Annotated in this window: 13 protein-coding genes; 5 read left to right on the forward strand and 8 right to left on the reverse strand. The window is 67.8% G+C overall.

Annotation, left to right across the window (positions count from 1 at the left end; translation table 11 throughout):
• Nucleotides 1-6 precede the first annotated feature (6 nt).
• Complete coding sequence (locus tag ASD05_RS10035; RefSeq protein ID WP_056591209.1) at nucleotides 7-3,300, reverse strand: carboxyl transferase domain-containing protein; 3,294 nt, start codon at nucleotides 3,298-3,300, stop codon at nucleotides 7-9.
• A 10-nt stretch (nucleotides 3,301-3,310) separates the two neighbouring features.
• Nucleotides 3,311-4,936, reverse strand: coding sequence for an AMP-binding protein (locus tag ASD05_RS10040; protein ID WP_056591212.1), 1,626 nt, complete (start codon nucleotides 4,934-4,936; stop codon nucleotides 3,311-3,313).
• 85 nt (nucleotides 4,937-5,021) lie between these two features.
• On the opposite strand from ASD05_RS10040, the gene ASD05_RS10045 reads away from it, so the two are divergent.
• The 3 genes from ASD05_RS10045 to ASD05_RS10055 all read left to right on the forward strand — a co-directional run bounded on the left by ASD05_RS10045 (nucleotide 5,022) and on the right by ASD05_RS10055 (nucleotide 10,591).
• Nucleotides 5,022-5,711, forward strand: coding sequence for a TetR/AcrR family transcriptional regulator (locus ASD05_RS10045; RefSeq protein WP_056591215.1), 690 nt, complete (start codon nucleotides 5,022-5,024; stop codon nucleotides 5,709-5,711).
• A 26-nt stretch (nucleotides 5,712-5,737) separates the two neighbouring features.
• Nucleotides 5,738-6,991: a branched-chain amino acid ABC transporter substrate-binding protein gene (locus ASD05_RS10050; RefSeq protein WP_056591218.1), complete on the forward strand. Its 1,254-nt coding sequence runs from the start codon at nucleotides 5,738-5,740 to the stop codon at nucleotides 6,989-6,991.
• Nucleotides 6,992-7,372: 381 nt separating this feature from the next.
• Nucleotides 7,373-10,591: a bifunctional cytochrome P450/NADPH--P450 reductase gene (locus ASD05_RS10055; RefSeq protein ID WP_056591220.1), complete on the forward strand. Its 3,219-nt coding sequence runs from the start codon at nucleotides 7,373-7,375 to the stop codon at nucleotides 10,589-10,591.
• Nucleotides 10,592-10,606: 15 nt separating this feature from the next.
• Here ASD05_RS10055 and ASD05_RS10060 read toward each other — a convergent pair whose 3' ends face one another.
• From ASD05_RS10060 to ASD05_RS10080, 5 genes are all read right to left on the reverse strand, one after another.
• Nucleotides 10,607-11,386: an esterase/lipase family protein gene (locus ASD05_RS10060; protein ID WP_056591222.1), complete on the reverse strand. Its 780-nt coding sequence runs from the start codon at nucleotides 11,384-11,386 to the stop codon at nucleotides 10,607-10,609.
• Nucleotides 11,387-11,475: 89 nt separating this feature from the next.
• Entirely contained in the window at nucleotides 11,476-12,111 is a 636-nt protein-coding gene (locus ASD05_RS10065) for a TetR/AcrR family transcriptional regulator (RefSeq protein ID WP_056591226.1), read from the reverse strand.
• Between the two features lie 22 nt (nucleotides 12,112-12,133).
• Nucleotides 12,134-12,562 (reverse strand): phasin family protein, encoded by a 429-nt coding sequence (locus tag ASD05_RS10070; protein WP_056591229.1) that lies wholly within the window; start codon nucleotides 12,560-12,562, stop codon nucleotides 12,134-12,136.
• Nucleotides 12,563-12,617: 55 nt separating this feature from the next.
• Nucleotides 12,618-13,172, reverse strand: coding sequence for a hypothetical protein (locus ASD05_RS10075; protein WP_007835996.1), 555 nt, complete (start codon nucleotides 13,170-13,172; stop codon nucleotides 12,618-12,620).
• A gap of 163 nt (nucleotides 13,173-13,335) precedes the next feature.
• Nucleotides 13,336-15,015, reverse strand: coding sequence for a WS/DGAT/MGAT family O-acyltransferase (locus ASD05_RS10080; RefSeq protein ID WP_056591232.1), 1,680 nt, complete (start codon nucleotides 15,013-15,015; stop codon nucleotides 13,336-13,338).
• A gap of 210 nt (nucleotides 15,016-15,225) precedes the next feature.
• Between ASD05_RS10080 and ASD05_RS10085 the strand changes: the two genes are divergently transcribed.
• Both ASD05_RS10085 and rocF read left to right on the forward strand, forming a co-directional pair.
• The gene (locus tag ASD05_RS10085; RefSeq protein WP_056591235.1) at nucleotides 15,226-17,283 is read left to right on the forward strand and encodes a prolyl oligopeptidase family serine peptidase; all 2,058 of its coding nucleotides are present in this window, start codon (nucleotides 15,226-15,228) and stop codon (nucleotides 17,281-17,283) included.
• A 1-nt stretch (nucleotide 17,284) separates the two neighbouring features.
• On the forward strand, nucleotides 17,285-18,205 hold the full coding sequence (gene rocF / locus ASD05_RS10090) for an arginase (protein WP_056591238.1): 921 nt from the start codon (nucleotides 17,285-17,287) through the stop codon (nucleotides 18,203-18,205).
• Here the strand turns inward: rocF and ASD05_RS10095 are convergent.
• Nucleotides 18,202-18,753: a DUF805 domain-containing protein gene (locus ASD05_RS10095; protein WP_056591241.1), complete on the reverse strand. Its 552-nt coding sequence runs from the start codon at nucleotides 18,751-18,753 to the stop codon at nucleotides 18,202-18,204. The two genes, rocF and ASD05_RS10095, sit on opposite strands and share 4 nt — an antisense overlap.
• Between the last annotated feature and the right edge of the window lie 17 nt (nucleotides 18,754-18,770).

Here is an 18,770-nt window from a genome sequence, read left to right on the forward strand (position 1 = left end):
GACCGGTTACCAAGTGTCTACATAGGCAGCGGCCGCGCCAGGCGCCTTCGTCGCGGAGGACAGCCCACGCACCAGCCAGGTGCGTGTTTCGGCCGGATCGATCACCGCATCGATCTCCAGCGTCTGCGCCATATGGATCGCCTCGCCGTTCGCGTACTGCTGCGCCACGAGCGTCCTGAACAGCGCATCGCGCTCGGCGCCCTCCGGGACGGCCGCCAGTTCCTTGCGAAAGCCCAGGCGCACAGCACCTTCGAGCCCCATCGCACCGAACTCGCCAGTGGGCCAGGCCACGGTGAAAACGGGTGCGTCGAAACCGCCCGCCGTCATCGCCTGCGCGCCCAAGCCATAGCCCTTGCGCAGCACCACGGCGAAGAATGGCACGCGCAGGTGCGAGGCCACCATGAACATGCGGCACACGTGGCGCACCTGCGCCTGCGCCTCGATTTCGGGCCCGACCATGAAGCCGGGCGTGTCGCACAACGAAACAATTGGAAGGCCGTGCGCATTGCACAGCTGCATGAAGCGCGCGGACTTGTCGGCCGCCTCCACGTCGATCGCGCCGCCGAGGTGGTGCGGGTTGTTGGCCATCAGGCCCACCGGCCTGCCCTCGATGCGCGCGAGCGCCGTGACGATGCCCGCGCCGAAACCCGCGCGCAGTTCGAGCAGCGAGCCGGTGTCGGCCACGCCGCGCATCGCCGCGCGCACGTCGTACACGCGCAGCCGGTTCTCGGGCACCACGTGGCGCAGCGTGCGCGGGTCTGCGCATTGCCAGTCGGTGGTCGCGCCCTGGAAGTACGACAGGTACTGCTTCGCCGCGGCCACTGCGGCGGCTTCGTCTTCCACGAGGATGTCGATCACGCCATTGCGCGACTGCACGCTGCTCGGGCCGATCTGTTCGGGCGCGAAGGTCCCGAGGCCGCCGCCTTCGATCATCGCGGGGCCGCTCATGCCGATGTTGCTGCTCCTGGTTGCGATGATCACGTCGGCACAGCCCAGCAGCGCCGCATTGCCTGCGAAGCAGCGGCCGTGCACGATGCCCACCACGGGCACCTTGCCCGACAACGCCGCGAACTGGCTGAAGGTGTGATTGTTGAGCCCCGCGACGATTGGCATGTCCGTATCGCCGGGACGGCCGCCGCCGCCCTCGGCGAACAGCACCACCGGCAGCTTCAGCTGATGCGCGACCGCCAGCAGCCGGTCGGTCTTGTGGTGGTTGCGCATGCCCTGCGTGCCGGCCAGCACCGTGTAGTCGTAGGCCAGCACGGCGCAGCGCGACACCTCGGGACCGAACTGCTTCGCATTGATGCTGCCCAGGCCCGTGACCATGCCGTCGGCAGGCGTGTTGGCGATCAGGTCTTCGAGCGTGCGGCGGCGCGTCTGCGCGGCGATGGCGAGCGCGCCGTACTCGATGAAGTTGCCGGGGTCGGCAGCGGTGTCGCACAGGTCGGCGATGTTCTCGCGCGCGGTGCGGCCACCCTGCGCGTGGCGCTTGTCGACAGCGGCCTTGCGGTTGACGTCGAGCGTGGGCGCGTGGCGGTCGATGACCTTTTGCAGGTCGGGGCGGATCGCGTCGAGGTCGTGCTCGGCGTGCGTCTCGGCCTCGACGGCTTGCGCATCGACGGCTTCGAGCTGCACCAGCGACTGGCCTTCGACGAGGTAGTCGCCGGGCGCAGCCAGCAGTGCGACCACGCGGCCGGCCACGGGCGCGTGCAGCAGGTGCTCCATCTTCATGGCCTCGAGCACGCCGAGTTGCGCGCCGGCGGGCAGCACGTCGCCGATGTCCACTTCGAACTGCAAGAGGCGGGCCGGCATCGGCGCCTTGACGGTCAGTTCGTCCGAACCGTCGTCTTCGACGGCGGGTTGCGCAACGGGCGCGGCCGCCGTCTTCTTTGCATGCTTTTCAAACGAGGCCGCGGCGGCCAGCAGATCGCCCAGATGCGACTCCACGAAGCGCGTGTGCACCGCCTGCGTCGCGAACTCGGGCCGCGCTGCAATGGCGCGCAGCAGCGACAGGTTCGTGGCGATGCCCTCGATGTGGCATTCGTCGAGCGCGCGCAGCGAACGACGCAATGCATCTGCGAAACGCGGCGACGGCGAATGCACGATGAGCTTGGCGAGCAGCGTGTCGTAGTGCGGCGAAGGCGCAAGGCCCGCATAGCCGTGCGTGTCGACGCGCACGCCCGGCCCGGCCGGCAGGTCGAAGCGCGCGAGCGTGCCGCCCGAGGGCCGCGCGTTGCCTTGCGCATCGAGCGTCTCGGCGTTGATGCGCCACTGCACCGCGAAGCCGCGCTGCGGCGCGGTGCGATCGGCGTCCGCGCCCAGTTCATCCAAGGGCTGGCCCGCTGCGACAGCGATCTGCAGTTGCACCAGATCGAGACCGGTCACCGCTTCCGTCACCGTGTGCTCGACCTGCAGCCGCGGGTTCGCCTCGATGAAGACGAAGGGCAGCGTCGTCGATCCGGCATCGACCAAAAATTCAAACGTGCCCAGCCCGCGATAACCCACCGCCTTCGCCATGCGCAGCGCGGCCCGCGTGACCCGCCCGCGCAGGACATCGGGCAGCGAGGGGCTCGGCGCAATTTCCACCAACTTCTGGAAGCGCCGCTGCAGCGTGCATTCGCGCTCGCCGAGACTGGCCACGGACTGCCCGTCGCCCAGCACCTGCACCTCGATGTGCCGCGCATTGCGCATCAGCCGTTCGACGTACACGCCCTCGATGCCGAAGGCCGCCCTGGCTTCGGACATGCAGCGTGCATGCGCCTCGGGCAGTTCGTCTGCATTCAGCACCGCGCGCATGCCGCGCCCGCCGCCGCCGCCGATGGCCTTGACCATCACGCCCGCGCCCTGCGCATGCTGCTCGGCGAAGAAGGCCTGCGCCTGCGCGAGCGTCACCGCACCGGCGCTGCCGGGCATCACCGGCACATCGCATTGCGTGGCCAGGGCGCGTGCGCGTGCCTTGTCGCCGAACAGGCCCAGCTGCTCGGGCGTCGGGCCGATGAAGACAAGGCCTGCCTCGGCACAGGCCTGCGCGAAATCGGCTCGCTCGCTGAGAAAGCCGTAGCCGGGATGCACCGCATCGCATCCTTGCGCCTTTGCAACGGCAATCAGCGCGGCCACGTCGAGGTACGCCGAAGGCCCGGTCGCATCGAGTGCGACGGCGGTGTCGGCCAGCTGCACGTGCAGCGCCGAGGCGTCGTCGCGCGCATGCACCGCCACGCTGGCGATGCCCAGGTCGCGCAGGGCGCGCACCAGCCGCACGGCGATCTCGCCGCGGTTGGCAATCAGGACTTTGGAGAACAAACGGAACCTCTCAGCTTTGGTCTTTGAGCAGGCGGCGCAGCACCTTGCCCGCGCCGGTGGTCGGCAATGCATCGATGAAGCTCACGGCGCGCGGCGCCTTGTAGCTCGCCATGTTGTCTCGCGCCCAGGCAATCAGCGCATCGGCCTCGAGCGCGGCGCCGGGCTTGCGCACGATGAAGGCCTTCACGACCTCGCCCTTCTCGGCATCGGGCTGCGCGATGACGGCCGCCTGCGCGACCGCCGGGTGCTTGATGAGGATGGTCTCGACCTCTTCGGGGAACACGCTGTAGCCCGAGACCTTGATCATTTCCTTGAACCGGCCGATGAAGGTGAGGTAGCCATCGGCGTCGAGCTTGCCCATGTCGCCCGTGTGCACCCAGCCGTTGCGCAGCGTGGCGGCGGTGGCCTCGGGCTTGTTCCAATAGCCCTTGAAGACGCCGGGGCTGGTCAGCACGATCTCGCCGACCTCGCCCGTGGGCATGTCGGCCTGCGTGTCACCATCCTTGTCGGGATTGACGATGCGGATCGTCACGCCCGGCACCGCGATGCCCTGCGTGCCCCAGCGTGGCGCATGGTGCGGCGTGTAGGTGTCGCAGGTGTGCGTTTCGCTCAGGCCGTAGGCCGCCTCGAACGAGGTGCAGCTGGGTGCGTGCGAGCGCCACTGCCGCGCCAGCGGTTCGGTGAAGGTGATGCCGAAGCTCGTCACCGGGTTCATCTTCAGGCTGCCCAGGTCGAAGCTCGCGATGTCGGGCACCTGCATGCAGGCCACGTTCATCGGCGCGATGCTGTACCACCAGCTCACCTTGTACGCGGCAATGGCCTGCAGCGCGGCGCGCGGATCGAAGCGGTGCATCAGCACCGAGGTTGCGCCGCTGAGCACCGGCACGTTGACGCCCATCAGCATGCCCGCGATGTGATACAGCGGCGCGATGGACAGCAGCACGTCATCGGGCCCCACGCCATTGCAGTCGGCCGCGGCGCGCGTCTTGAAGAGCGCGTTGCCATAGCTCAGCATCGCGCCCTTCGGCAGACCGGTGGTGCCCGAGGTGTATGTCATGAGCGCAACGTCGTCCATGTCGATGGCGACGGCCTGCGGCTTCGCGCCGGCCTTCATCACGGCCAGGAAGTCTTCGCAGCCTTCGGGCACGGTGCGTTCGGACTTGCGCTCCGCGGCGAGTTCGAGCGGAAGGTCGAGCGCGGGATCGGTGGGCAGCAGGTCGGCGTAGTGCACCACGAACACATGTTCGAGCGCGCTCTGCGGCTGCACCTTGCGCACCACCGGCAACAGCGGCGCGGCCGCGACGATCACGCGCGCCTTCAGGTCGTTGACCTGGTAGGCCAGCTCGTGCTCCTTGTTGAGCGGCCCGCTCGGGCAGACGATGGCGCCGATCTTCTGGATGCCGAAGTGCGCGACAAGGTACTGCGGGCAGTTGTTGAGGAAGAGCACCACGGGCTCTCCCTTCTTCACGCCGAGCGCCTGGAGCCGCGCGGCGAAGGCGTCGCTCGCGCGATCCAGCTCGGACCAGCTCATTGCATGGCCGTACCAGAGGCAGGCAGTGCTGCCGCCGCGCTCGCGTGCGTGGGTGCGCAGGTACTCGTGCAGGGGCTGCAGCGGGCGGTCGGGCAATGTCTCCATGGCGTCACTTCCTCAGGGTTATCGATAGCCGCACGCACCGGGCTGGCGCTTGCCAATGGTGCATGGTGCACGAACAATCCTACCCATGGGTATAACTTCCGCGACACGGCACAAACCCTCTGGAAGCCAGAGCGAAACGGCTGCACAGCCGCACCTTCCGCAAGGCACGGGCCGACAGCGCGCGGCCACGCAGGGCACCGACCTGCAGCGCGAGCGCATCCTGCAGGCGGCCGCGCAGCTGTTCGCGGCGCAGGGCTATGCCAACACCACGATGGCTCAGATCGTGCGCGCGCTGGGCGTGACCAAGCCCTTCGTGTACTACTACTTCCGCGACAAGCAGGAGATTTTCGAGACGCTATCCTGGCGCCCGGCTGTCGATTGCTTCACCGCGCTCGACTTCGCGGCCACCGACCCGCGCCGCGCCAGCGAGAAGGTGATCGACGGCATCGAGCGGCTGATTCGCGCAACCATCACGCACCACCCCGTCGCCTTCTTTCCCTACCGCGAGCCGCAGGTGTACCGGCCCGAATACATCGCGGCGCAAAAGAAGCTCGCCCACCACTTCTACGACCTGCTGTGCCCGCTGCTCGAAGAAGCGCGGCGCGACGGTGATCTCGACTTCGCCGAGACCAAGCTCACCGCGCTCGCGGCCTGCAGCCTGCCGGGCTTTCTCTACAGCTGGTACCGCCCGAACGGGCGCCTCTCGCCCGACGAGGTGGTGGCCGAACTCACGAAGCTGGCCAGCCGCGTGATCGGGCTGCAAGCGAAGAACTGACCGACAACCATCCCCGGAGACAAACCATGAAGCTCAACCGTGCGCCATTGGCGCGGATCGCCCTTGCCTGCCTGCTGGCCACCGCCGGCGCCGCTCACGCGCAGCAGACCTACAAGGTCGCCTACATCGATCCGCTCTCGGGTCCTTTTGCCAACGTCGGCGAGCTGATGCTGATGCACACGCAGTACGCCATCGAGGACATCAACGCCAGGGGTGGCGTGCTCGGCGGCACCAAGCTGCAGCTGCTGCAGTTCGACAGCAAGCTCTCGGCGCAGGAAAGCCAGAGCGCACTGCAGGCGGCCATCGACCAGGGCGCGAAGGCGATCGTCACGGGCGGCTCGGGCTCGTCGGTGGTCACGGCGCTGGTGCAGTCGGTGGCGCGCTGGAACCAGCGCAACCCGGGCAAGGAGCTGATCGTGCTGAACCACTCCTCGATCGACCCCGAGATGACGGGCAAGGGCTGCAGCTTCTGGCACTTCCAGACCGAGGCCAACACGGCGATGAAGATGAAGGCGCTGGCCAACTACATCAAGAAGACGCCCGACGTGAAGAAGGTCTACCTGCTCAACCAGGACTACGCGCACGGCAAGCAGTGGGCCAGCTACGGCCGGCAGCTGGTGGGCCTGGCGCGGCCCGACATCCAGTTCGTCGGCGAGGCGCTGCACCCCATCGGCCGCGTGAAGGACTTCGCGCCCTACATTGCCAACGTGAAGCAGAGCGGCGCCGACTCGGTCATCACCGGCAACTGGGGCCAGGACATGACGCTGCTGCTGAAGGCCGCGGGCGACGCGGGCTACAACCTGCGCTACTTCAACCACAGCGCGGGCTCGGTGCCGGGCACGGTCACGGCGGTGTCGCAGGCGAAGCTGGGGCAGCTGACCTGGGTGGCCGAATGGCACCCGGGCGAGGCCGGCACGCCGAAGGTGGACGCACTGGCCAAGGCCTACAAGGCCAAGACCGGCAAGGACTTCCTCGCGCCGCGCATCGACATGACGCCGCGCCTGCTGGCTGCCGCCATCGACAAGGCCGATTCGACAGACACCGTCAAGGTGGCTCGTGCGCTCGAAGACCTGAACTTCGAGTCGGTGGTTGGTCCGGTACGCATGCGTGCCGAAGACCACCAGTTGCTGCTGCCGCAGGTGGTCAACACCATCGTGCCGGTGGATGGCAAGACGGTGAAGACGGGCTGGGAAGGCACTAACTACGGTTTTCGCACCGACGCGGTGTATACCGGGAACGAGCTGGCGCAGGGTACTGAGTGCAAGATGGTTCGGCCCTGATTTTCTCCGGGGACGCGTGCACAGGCCACCGGGTACTCCCCTCCGCGAATGTCCCCCGGCCTGCGGCCTCCTCCTTTATTTCGCTGCGGGGAGCACCCGGTGTCCTGCGCACGGGGACACGCCGCTGGTGCGTGTCCGATCAACCAGTGCTCTGAACGATCACGCTGATGCGGGGGCCTTTTTCGCGAAATAAAGGAGGAGCCCGAAGGGCGGGGGACATTCGCGAAAAAGGTCACCGCGTCGGCGGGATCGCGCCCCGAAGCCCCCCGCCCGAAAGTCCTAAGGGAAACCCCGTCCTGCCCACCTCCCGTGCCGTCGGGATACTCCGGCTTCCATACCCCGGTATCCGAAGCGGGTCCACTCCAAAGGCACAACAAGACCATGGCAGGCAAAAACTCGCTCCACCCGATCCCGCATCCGGCGAAGAAGCCCTTCGTCGGCAACCTGCTGTCGATCGGCTCCGACTCCCCCGTGCTCGACATGTGGAAGATCGCGCAGGACCTCGGCGGCATCTACTGGCTGGACATGCCGGGCATGCCGGTGATCGTGGTGTCGTCGCCCGCGCTGGTGGACGAACTCTGCGAGGAAGCGCGCTTCGACAAGAGCACGCGCGGCGCGCTGCGCCGGCTGCGTGCCGCGTCGCACGGACTTTTCACTTCGGACACGCACGAGGAAACCTGGTCGAAGCCGCACAACATCCTGCTGGCCAACTTCAGCCAGCGCGCGATGCAGGCCTACCACCCGATGATGCTGGACATCGCGGGGCAGCTGGTCACCAAGTGGGAGCGCCTGAACTTCGACGAGGAGGTGGACGTGGTGCGCGACATGACCGCGCTCACGCTCGACACCATCGGCCTGTGCGGCTTCGGCTATCGCTTCAACTCGTTCTACCGCGAGGGCTTCCATCCTTTCGTCGACGCGATGGTGCGCACGCTGGAAACGGTGCAGAACCGCCGCGGCCTGCCGCTGGAAGAGCTGATGCTGAAGAAGGAGCTCGCGCAGCAGCGCAAGGACATCCGCTTCATGCACAAGATGGTGGAAGACATCATCGAGGAGCGGCGCGCGAGCGGGGCCGACATCGCCACCAAGCCCGACCTGCTGAGCTACATGATCGCGGGCGTGGACAAGAAGAGCGGCGAACAGCTCACCGACAAGATGATCCGCGACGAGTGCATCGAATTCCTCATCGCGGGGCACGAGACCACCAGCGGCCTGCTCTCGTTCGCCATCTACTTCCTGCTGAACAACCCCGAGGCGATGGCCAAGGCGCAGGCCGAGGTGGACAACGTGTTCGGCCCCGACACCACGCAGAAGCCGACCTACGCGCAGGTCAACCGGCTGCAGTACGTGATGCAGGTGCTGAAGGAATCTCTGCGCCTGTATCCGACCGCGCCCGCGATCTCGATGCGCGCCAAGGAAGACACGAAGATCGGCGGGCTGTACACGATCAAGAAGAACAACATGGTCATCATGCATGCGCTCGCGCTGCATCGCGACAAGGGCATCTGGGGCGAGGATGCCGACCGGTTCAACCCCGACCACTTCAGCCGCGAAGCCGAGCGCGAGCGGCCGGTGAACGCTTTCAAGCCCTTCGGCAACGGGCAGCGCGCCTGCATCGGACGGCAGTTCGCGCTGCAGGAGGCGGTGCTCACGCTGGGCATGATCCTGCAGCGCTTCAACCTCGTGGACCACACGGGCTACAAGCTGAAGATCAAGGAAGCGCTGACGATCAAGCCGGAGAATTTCAAGATCAAGGCGCTGCTGCGCGACCCCGCCACGCGCCCGCGCGGCAACATGAGCGACGCGGCCGCCGCGCCCGTGCAGCCCACGCAGCCTGCACAGCGCAAGCCGCAGGCGGCGCGCCACGGCACCTCGCTGCTGGTGCTGCAGGGCTCCAACCTCGGCACGGCCGAAGACCTCGCGCGGCAGCTGGCCGAGGCCGGCGAGATGCGCGGCTTCTCCACGCAGCTGGCTTCGCTCGACGACTATGCCGAGCGGCTGCCGGCCAACGGCGCGGTCGCCATCGTCTGCGCTTCGTACAACGGCGTGGCGCCCGACAACGCGGCCGAGTTCCACCGCTGGCTCGACAAGGCCGACGATTCGCTCAACGGCGTGCGCTTCAGCGTGTTCGGCTGCGGCAACACCGACTGGGCCGCCACCTACCAGGCGGTGCCGCGCCGCATCGACGAACGGCTCGAAGCGCTCGGCGCCACGCGCGTGCATCCGCGCGGCGAAGGCGATGCGCGTGAGGACATGGACGGCGCCTTCCAGGACTGGAGCGACGCGCTGTGGCCCGAGCTGGTGAAGGCCTTCGACATCAAGACCGGCGCCGACACGCCCGCGCAGAGCGAGCCGCTCTACACGCTCGAGGAGCTGCCGCCGCCGCAGAAGAACGCGATCGTCGATGCGCTGGGCGCGGTGGCGCTGCGGGTGATCGAGAACCGCGAGCTGCAGAACAACGGCAACGGCGAAGCAGGCCGCTCCACGCGCCACGTCGAGCTGATGCTGCCCGAGGGCCTGGTCTACCGCGCCGGCGATCACCTGAGCGTGGTGCCGCGCAACAGTCCGGCCCAGGTCGAGCGCGCGATGGCGCGATTCGGTTTCGACCGCGACGCACATGTGCGCCTGCATGCCGGCGCGGGCCGCAAGGCGGCGCTGCCGGTGGAGCAGGTGATCGCGGTCGACCGATTGCTGGGCGACTACGTCGAGCTGCAGGACGTGGCCACGCGCAAGCAGATCGCCACGCTCGCGGCGTACACCGAGTGCCCGTTCACCAAACCCAAGCTCGTGGCGCTGTCGGGCAGCGACGAGGCTTCGCAGGCGGCGTACAAGACCGAGGTGCTGCACAAGCGCAAGTCGCTGCTCGACCTGCTGGAAGAGCACCGTGCCTGCCAGGTGCCGTTCGCGGTGTTCCTCGAAATGCTGTCGCCGCTGTCGCCGCGCTACTACTCGATCTCTTCCTCCCCGACGATGACGCCGGGAAAATGCAGCGTGACGGTGGGCGTGGTGAGCGGCCCCGCCAGGTCGGGCAGCGGCACCTTCGAGGGCGTGTGCTCCAACTTCCTGGCGCGCGCCGAAGCCGGCGACACGGTGCACGGCGTGGTGCGAGAGACCACGGCCGAGGGCTTCCGGCTGCCCGATGATGCGGCCCGGCCGCTCATCATGGTCGGACCAGGCACCGGCCTCGCGCCGTTCCGCGGCTTCCTGCAGGAGCGCGCGGCGCAGATCGAAGGAGGCAACCCGCTCGGCGAGGCGCTGCTGTTCTTCGGCTGCCGCCATCCCGAGCAGGACTTCATCTATGCCGACGAACTCCAGGCCTGGGCGCACCGCGGCGTGATGAAGCTGCACACCGCGTTCTCGCGCGCGGGCGAGCGCAAGGTCTACGTGCAGGACCTGATCCGCGAGCGGGCCGCCGATGTGTGGAAGCTGCTGGAAGCGGGCGCGGTGGTCTACGTGTGCGGCGACGGCTCGCGCATGGAGCCCGACGTGCGGCGCACGCTGAGCGACCTCGCGCGCGAGCACGGGCACGACAGCAAGGCGTGGATGGACAAAATGATCGCCGACCAGCGCTACGTGCTGGACGTGTGGGCCGGAAGCTGAGAAGCCCGCTGGGGCTCAGATATCGCGATCGGGATCCGGATAGACCAGCGGCCCCAGCAGCCCGCGATTGAAGGGCTTCCACTCGCCCTCGGGCTGCGCCAGCCGGTCGGCTACCGCATAGAGCACCGCAGGGTGCGCGCCCAGTCCCAGGTGGCTGGCGACGACTTCGATGTTCTCGGACTGCGGCCCGGTCTTCTCGATGCTGCAGCGCCAGGCAACGACACCGTCGGTGCGACTGAAGATCGAGGTGGTCGGCACCGGCGGCGTGGGCTGCACGAACTTCATGCGGCGCGGGTCGTGCGAACTCTGGCCGCTCACGCCTTCGTACACGCGCCATGCGTTGGTGGCGCGCGGGCTGCCTGAGAAGGGGCTGCCCAGCGTGATGACGTTGCGGATCATGGGCGCATAGGAAGACGCCAGCAGCCGCGCATACACGCCGCCCAGACTCCAGCCGATCACGCTGACCTTCTGGCCGCTGTTGTCGTGCAAGGTCTTCAGCAGCTCGACCATGGCGTCTTCCACGCCTTCGCGCGGACCGAAGTTGCGCCCCTGGCCCCAGCCGTGCGCGTCATAGCCGCGGCTGCACAGATAGCGGCGCAGCAGCAGCGTGGAACCGTCGCCCGCCACCAGGCCCGGCAGCACGAGCACCGGGTGGCCATCGCCGCGCGGCGTGAGCTGCAGCAGCGGCCACATGGCGATGCCTGCGCCGGTTTCCCAGAGCGCGCGGGCTTCGGCCAGCAGCAGCAGGCGCGACGGCGGCGCGACAGGTTCCTTGGCGTAGGTGGCAGTGGTCATGATGATGGATGGCTCCTTTGTGGTTTTTATCTGCTTCAAGACGAACATGAGGCCGACGGAACCAATGCCCCGTCGGACGACAGCGACATTTAACCGAGGTATTTGCGCCTCAGGTAATCAAGGTAAGCCCTCGATTCGCTGGAAACATACGGAGAAACCAGCGTGAGCGTGTAGAAAGCCGCTAAACCGGGGTCGGCCTGCGCCAGCGCGTCGCGCCCCGGCACGAGCCGCTCGAACGACAGCCAGCAGGTGGTGGTGAAGACCATCTGCAACGCCAGGATGCGGGCCTGCTCGGCACTGGTCTCGATCACGCCGGAGGCCACCAGCCCTTCGCACAGCGTTTGCGCGGCCAGCAGGTTCTGCGCTGTCATGGCCTGCGCGCGCTGGCCGAGCGCGGGGTACTCGCTGGCCAGGAAGGCCATGTCTCGGTAGATGAAGCGGTATTCGTCGATGGCCTCGAAGCGCAGGTGCAGCGCGAGCCAGAGGTCGTCGATGGCGGCGATCGATGCCGACGAACCGTTCAGGGCCTCGAGCCGCTGCTCGAAGCGCCGGAACAGCCATTCGACGATCAGCTGCTTGGCCTTGAAGTGGTAGTGCAGGTTGCCCGGGCTGATGCCGAGCTCGGCCGCGATCTTGTGGGTCGACACGGCCGCGAGGCCTTGCGCGTTGAACAGCGCGAGGCTGGCCTGCAGGATGCGGTCGCGTGTGGTGTTGGAACTGGCCACAACCGGCTTGTCGGGTTGTCGCTCAGCGTTTGGCGCGGCCACGGGGGGCGGCGGCGCCGGTGCCTTCGAGTTGCGCGACGCGTGCGCGCAGTTGCGCGACCTCGTCGCGCAGGGCCTGCACTTCTTCTGCGCCGGGCATGCCCAGGCGCTGCATGGCGGTGGCGACGCGCTGGTCGAACACGTCCTCGAACTTGCGGATGCCGAAGCTGTCGAGCCCGGGGACCTTGCCCTGCCCGATGCCGAGCAGGCCTTCGATCACGTTGGCCTGGCGCTTGGCGACGTCGTTGCGCACATTGTCCAGCGCCTTCAGGCCGGCGCGCAGCAAGACTTCAGCCTTGCCGGGCTCCGCGGGCTTCCTGGTTGCCGCGGGCGCCTTCCTGGCAGCCGGCATCTTCTTCGCAGGCGCCGCCCTCTTCTTCAACTTTGCAGTTTCGTCAGGACGGGTCGCCATGCAGTGCTCCAGATGCCGGAAAAAAGGAAAAAGGGCGCTTTCACGCGCCCCGGGGTCAGGCCGCCTTGCGGGCAGCAGCGCGGCGAACCGGCTTCTTGGCGGCGGCGGCCTTGGCCTTCACCGTGCGAACCGGCCTGGCTTCTTCGGCGCCGCTCACGCGGGCTTCGATCTGCTTCGTGCCGGCGGCGATCTTGTCGGCGATCTGCACCGAGACGGCGGCGATCGGCTGGTTCAGCGCGCCCAGTGCATTGATCACCGAGGTGGCGACCGGCGACTCGACGCGGGCCACGCGGCCAGCAACGGCTTCGATGCCGCTGGTGGTGCCGGCTGCAACGCGGTCCATCACGGACACGATGCGGCTGGTGTCGATGTCCAGGCGGTTGGCCAGGAAACCATTGATCTTTTCCTGCGCGCCGATCAGGTTGGCCTTGACCTGCTCGCTCACCAGCGGAATCTGGCGGCTGCCGAGGAACTCGCTGTAGCGCGAAGCGGCACCGCCCAGGAGGCGATGCACGCCGGTGCGGTAGGCGCCGACCAGGGTCTTGCCGGCGTCGTTGTACTGGCCGACGACGTGAACGGCTGCGGAAGCGATGGTGGTTTGCGTGGACATGAGAGTGATTTCCTTGAAGTTGATGGGCTCGCGAAGGAAACGGGTGTGTCTGTCGCGATGGGCCTATCTTCTTCCGCGGGGCCTAGGCCTGAAAAACTAGAACGGTCGGAAAACTAGTCCAACTGCCCCAATTTTCAGCAGGCCGCCGGGGCCCGTGCGCCGATCATGCCGCAGCGGCCCGGGGGGTGCCGGAACGTTTGGCCGGAGCGGCCTTGCGGGCCGGTGGCTTGGGCGCGACCTTGATGGGCGCCTTCTTCACGGCAGCCTTCACGGGAGCCTTCCTCGCCACGGCCTTGACCGGCGCCTTCTTGCGCGCGGCAGGCTTCTTCTTCGCGGCAACGGGCGCGGGCGCGGGCTCGGCCTCGTCCGACGGGTCTTCAGCCATCTTCGCCGGTACCGGCGCGGGCGCCGCACCGGCGGCCGCCGGGTGCTTCTGCGTCAGCTCCATCAGCAGCTTGTGCTCGGCCAGCATGTAGTCGCCGATCTCGGTGATGTCGGGCACGGCGCGGCGGCAGGCGATCAGGCCGTAGTCCATGCGGCCGTTGTAGCTCTGCACCGTCACGTTGAGCGCCGTGCCGTGGCTGGCGATCGACACCGGGTAGTAGCAGGTGACCAGCGCGCCCGCGAAGTACATCGGGAACGGCGCGCCGGCCACGTTCGAGATGGCCACGTTGGCCGCCGGCGGCAGCAGGTTGACGATGCCGGAGCGCCCCACCATCGAGGCGATGCCCGACATCAGCCAGGGCGCGGCGAAGGTCGGGAAATCGTCGAGGATCACCGCCTTGAAGCGGTTCATGGTCGACTTCGACGAGGTCGACGACGCGTTGATCGCCTTCAGCCGCTGCACCGGGTCGGTGATGTCGGTGGCCAGGCTCACGAGGATCATGCTGGCCTGGTTGTTGGCCGTCTGGTCGCCGGCCTCGCGCAGGCTGACCGGCACGCCGGCCACCAGTGGCTTGGCCGGCAGTTCGTTGTTGTCGGCCAGGTAGTGGCGCAGGGCGCCGGACACGGTGGCCATGACCACGTCGTTGAGCGACACGCCGAAGTGCTTGGCGATGTACTTGGTCTCGGCCAGCGAGATGGTGCGCCCGGCGAAGGTGCGCTGGTTGGTGATCGACACGTTGAGCGAGGTGCGCGGCGCGAAGAGGTTGAACTTCTTCGGCGCGGCGGCCGTGTCCTTCTCGGCCGCCTTCTCGTCGGGCTTGGCCAGCCCGCCGATGGCGCGAGCGATGGCCGGCGCCATCTTGAAGAGCTTCACGTACTGCTGCGCGGTGTTGCGCAGCGCCGCGGTCGCAAGCTCCGCCATGCCCAGCTGGTAGCCGCTGCCGCGCGGGCGCGAACGCGGCGGCTTCACCACGCGGCCGGTGGCCTCGAGGTCGAAGATGGCCTTGCCCACTTCCACGCCGGCCTGCCCGTCGATGCCTGCATGGTGCACCTTGGTGTAGAGCGCCACCTGCCCGCTCTTGAGGCCGTCGATGATGTAGAACTCCCACATCGGCCGGCTGCGGTCGATGAGCGAGGAATGCAGCCGCGCCACGTACTGCTGCAGCTGGCGGTTGGTGCCGGGCTTGGGCAGCGTGATGTGGCGCACGTGGTAGTCGAGGTCGATGTCGTCGTCCTCGACCCACACCGGGTTGCTCATGTCGAAGGGCATCAGCGCGAGCTTGCGCGTGAACACGTCGGCCAGGTGGATGCGGCTGGCCATGAAGCTCTTGGCGTCTTCGTAGAAGTCGCCTTTGTAGCCCTTGGGCAGGTCGAGCACGTTCAGGGAGCCCACGTGCATCGGCATTTCCGGCGTTTCCATGTGCAGGAAGGTGGCATCAAGACCGCTCAGGTGTTTCATGTGTTGTCTCTCCTTGGTGGGGCATGCGCCATCCGGCAGGATAGCGCGGGCATTGCATTCGTGGGCCCCGGCTTCTTCAGTGTTTCCACCGGGGGGAAGGCACCGGCGCGACAGGGGTTTGCCCGGAGTAGCGAAAAAGTGTCGGACGTCCGGCGGGCATGCGGCAACTGCTCAAGGCCCTCTTTCACACGGGCTCCGTACACTGAGGCCATGACATCCAGCCTCCCCCCGCAGCATCCGCAAGACGAGCAGCTCTGGCTCGAAGACATCGACGGCGAGAAGCAGCTCGCCTGGGCCCGCGAGCAGAACGCGCTCACCGTGCAGGCCTATGCGCAGTCGCCCGCGTTCGAGGCGCTCCAGCAGGGCATCCTCGAGGTGCTTGACTCGGACGACCGCATTCCGATGGTGCGCAAGATCGGTCCCTTCTTCTACAACTTCTGGCGCGACAAGGAGCACCCCAAGGGCCTGTGGCGCCGCACCACGCTGGACGAGTACCGCAAGCCGCAGCCTGCGTGGGAGAGCGTGCTCGACCTCGACGCGCTGGCCGCGGCCGACAAGGAGAACTGGGTCTGGCACGGCGCCGACTGCCTGGAGCCCGACTACAAGCGCTGCCTGGTCTCGCTGTCGCGCGGCGGCGCCGATGCCGACGTGGTGCGCGAGTTCGACCTCGAATCGAAGCAGTTCGTCGAAGGCGGCTTCTCGCTGCCCGAGGCCAAGAACCACGTGGGCTGGAAAGGCATCGACCAGCTCTACGTGGCCACCGACTTCGGCCCCGGCTCGATGACCAGCTCCAGCTATCCGCGCATCGTGAAGGAGTGGCGGCGCGGCACGCCGCTCGCGAGCGCAGCCACGGTGTACGAAGGCCTGCACGAGGACATGTCCATCAGCGCCTACCGCGACAACACGCCGGGTTTCGAGCGCGACTTCGTCTCGCGCCAGATCGACTTCTACGAGAGCGAGACCTGGCTGCGCGGCGCCGACGGCACCCTCGCCAAGATCGACGTGCCCGACGACTCGCTGGCCGAAATCACGCGCGAGTGGATGCTGATCGAGCCGCGCACCGACTGGACCGTGGGCGGCACCACCTACAAGTCGGGGTCGCTGCTGGCTGCGAAGTTCGACGACTACATGGCCGGCCGCCGCGAACTCACGGTGCTGTTCGAGCCCGACGACACCACCGCGCTCGACAGCCACTCGTGGACGCGCCATCACCTGATCGTCAACGTGATGCACGACGTGGTGAACCGCCTCGAGGTGCTCACGCCCCCTTCGAACGGCACCGGCGCCTGGAAGCGCGAGAGCCTCGGCGGCGCGCCCGCGCTCTCCACCATCGCGGCGGGCGGCATCGACGAGGACGAGAACGACGACTACTTCCTCACCGTGAGCGGCTTCCTGCAGCCGACCACGCTCTACATCGGCACCGTCGGCCAGGGCGAGCCCCAGGTGCTGAAGGACAGCCCGGCCTTCTTCGACGCCTCGCGCCATCGCGTGAGCCAGCATTTCGCGACCTCGAAGGACGGCACGCGCGTGCCCTACTTCGAGATCGCCGCGAAAGACCTGCAGGCCAACGGCCGCAACCCCACGCTGCAGTACGCCTACGGTGGCTTCGAGATTTCATTGCAGCCGAGCTACAGCGGCAGCATCGGCCGCGCGTGGCTCGACAAGGGCGGCGTGTACGTCATCGCCAACGTCCGCGGCGGCGGCGAGTACGGCCCGCGCTGGCACCAGGCCGCGCTCCAGGAAAACCGGCTGCGCACCTGCGAAGACTTCGCGGCCGTGTCGCAAGACCTGTTCGCGCGCGGGATCACCTCGCCCGCGCACCTGGGCGCGATGGGCGGCAGCAACGGCGGCCTGCTGATGGGCAACATGCTCACGCTGTACCCGCAGCTCTACGGCGCCATCGTGAGCGAGGTGGCGCTGCTCGACATGCGGCGCTACACGCACCTGTCGGCGGGCGCCTCGTGGATCGCGGAATACGGCGACCCCGACCAGCCCGAGGAATGGGAATGGATCAAGACCTTCTCGCCCTACGAGAACGCGAAGCCGGGCCAGGCCTATCCGCCCGCGCTGTTCACCACCTCCACGCGCGACGACCGCGTGGGCCCGGTGCATGCGCGCAAGATGCACGCGAAGCTGTCCGCGCTGGGGTACGCCAGCAGCTTCTACGAGAACATGGAAGGCGGCCATAGCGCGGCCGCGGACAACAAGGAGTCCGCCTTCATGGACGCGCTGGGCTATGCGTACCTGTGGCACCACCTGAGGAGTTGAAATGAGCAACGCCAACGTCACCCTCGAACTGATCGGCGCGCCGACCGACGTCGGCGCCAGCGTGCGCGGCGCCGGCATGGGACCCGACGCCCTGCGCGTGGCGGGCCTGCCGGAAGCGCTGGCGCGGCAGGGCTACGTCGTCGTCGACCGCGGCAACCTCGCGGGCCCGGCCACGCCGTGGGCGCCGCCGGCCAACGGGCTGCGCCATCTCGACGAGGTGATCGCCTGGAACCGCTCGGTGTACGCGGCCATCGACACCGCGCTGGGTGCCAGCCATGTGCCGCTGATGATGGGCGGCGACCACTGCCTGGCCATCGGCTCCATCAGCGCAGTGGCGTGGCATGCGCGCAGGCGCGGCAAGAAGCTGCGCGTGCTGTGGCTCGACGCGCACTCCGACGTCAACACCGAGACCACGAGCCCCAGCGGCAACCTGCACGGCATGCCGGTGTCGTGCCTGCTGGGCCACGGGCCTTCGGTGCTCACGGGCTGGAGCGGCGAGCGCGCGGCACTGCACCACGACGCCATCCGCTTCATCGGCATCCGCAGCGTCGACAGCGACGAGAAGGAGGCCATCCGCACGCTGGGCCTGAGCGTGTTCGACATGCGCCACATCGACGAGCACGGCATGCGCACGACCATGACCGAGGCGCTGCAGGACGTGGACGACGACACGCACCTGCACGTGAGCTTCGACCTCGACTGCCTCGATCCGGCCGACGCGCCCGGCGTGGGCACCGGCGTGCGCGGCGGGCCGACCTACCGCGAGATGCAGCTGTGCATGGAAATGATCGCCGACACCGGACGGCTGGGCTCGCTCGATGTGGTGGAGCTGAACCCCGCGCTCGACGTGCGCAACCAGACGGCCGAGGTGGCGGTCGAACTGATCGAGAGCCTGTTCGGCAAGTCGACGCTGGTGCGTTAGGGCTTGACGGCCTGTGCGGCCTTGGCCTTGACCGTGTACTGCTGGTAGGCCGGCAGCGCGACGGCCGCGAGGATGCCGAGCGCCCCGATGACGGGCAGCAGCCAGGCGCCGATCAGCACGCCGAGGCCGTTGGGCGGCGGCGGCGCGCCGAAGCGGTTGCGGCCCTTGGTGCCCGACTTGAAGACCCAGATCAGCGCGACCAGCGGGATCAGCGCGAGGAACAGCATCCAGCCCGACCAGTCCATGTCGTGCGAGCGCTGGATGCCCGTGAGCACGTAGAAGACCAGGTACGGGATCGCGAGCACCAAGGTGACCGCCATGATCGCGCCCTCGGAGCGCGCAAGGCCGGTGATGCCGGCGATCAGGCCCAACACCGAGGCTGCGATGAAGAAAACGAAGTACGAAAAGATCGTGTATGCCATGAAGCGTGCGCGGCCGATGCGGCCCTTGGCGGACCAAAGCTTCACGGGCTGGAAGTCCGAACCGCCGTCGTACACATCGGCCACCGCGGCGCGGGGCGCGGCATAGGGATTGGTCATCTCGGTCATGCGCTTCTCTCTCCTCT

It is taken from the genome of Variovorax sp. Root434 (assembly GCF_001426595.1).
Taxonomy (GTDB): domain Bacteria; phylum Pseudomonadota; class Gammaproteobacteria; order Burkholderiales; family Burkholderiaceae_C; genus Variovorax.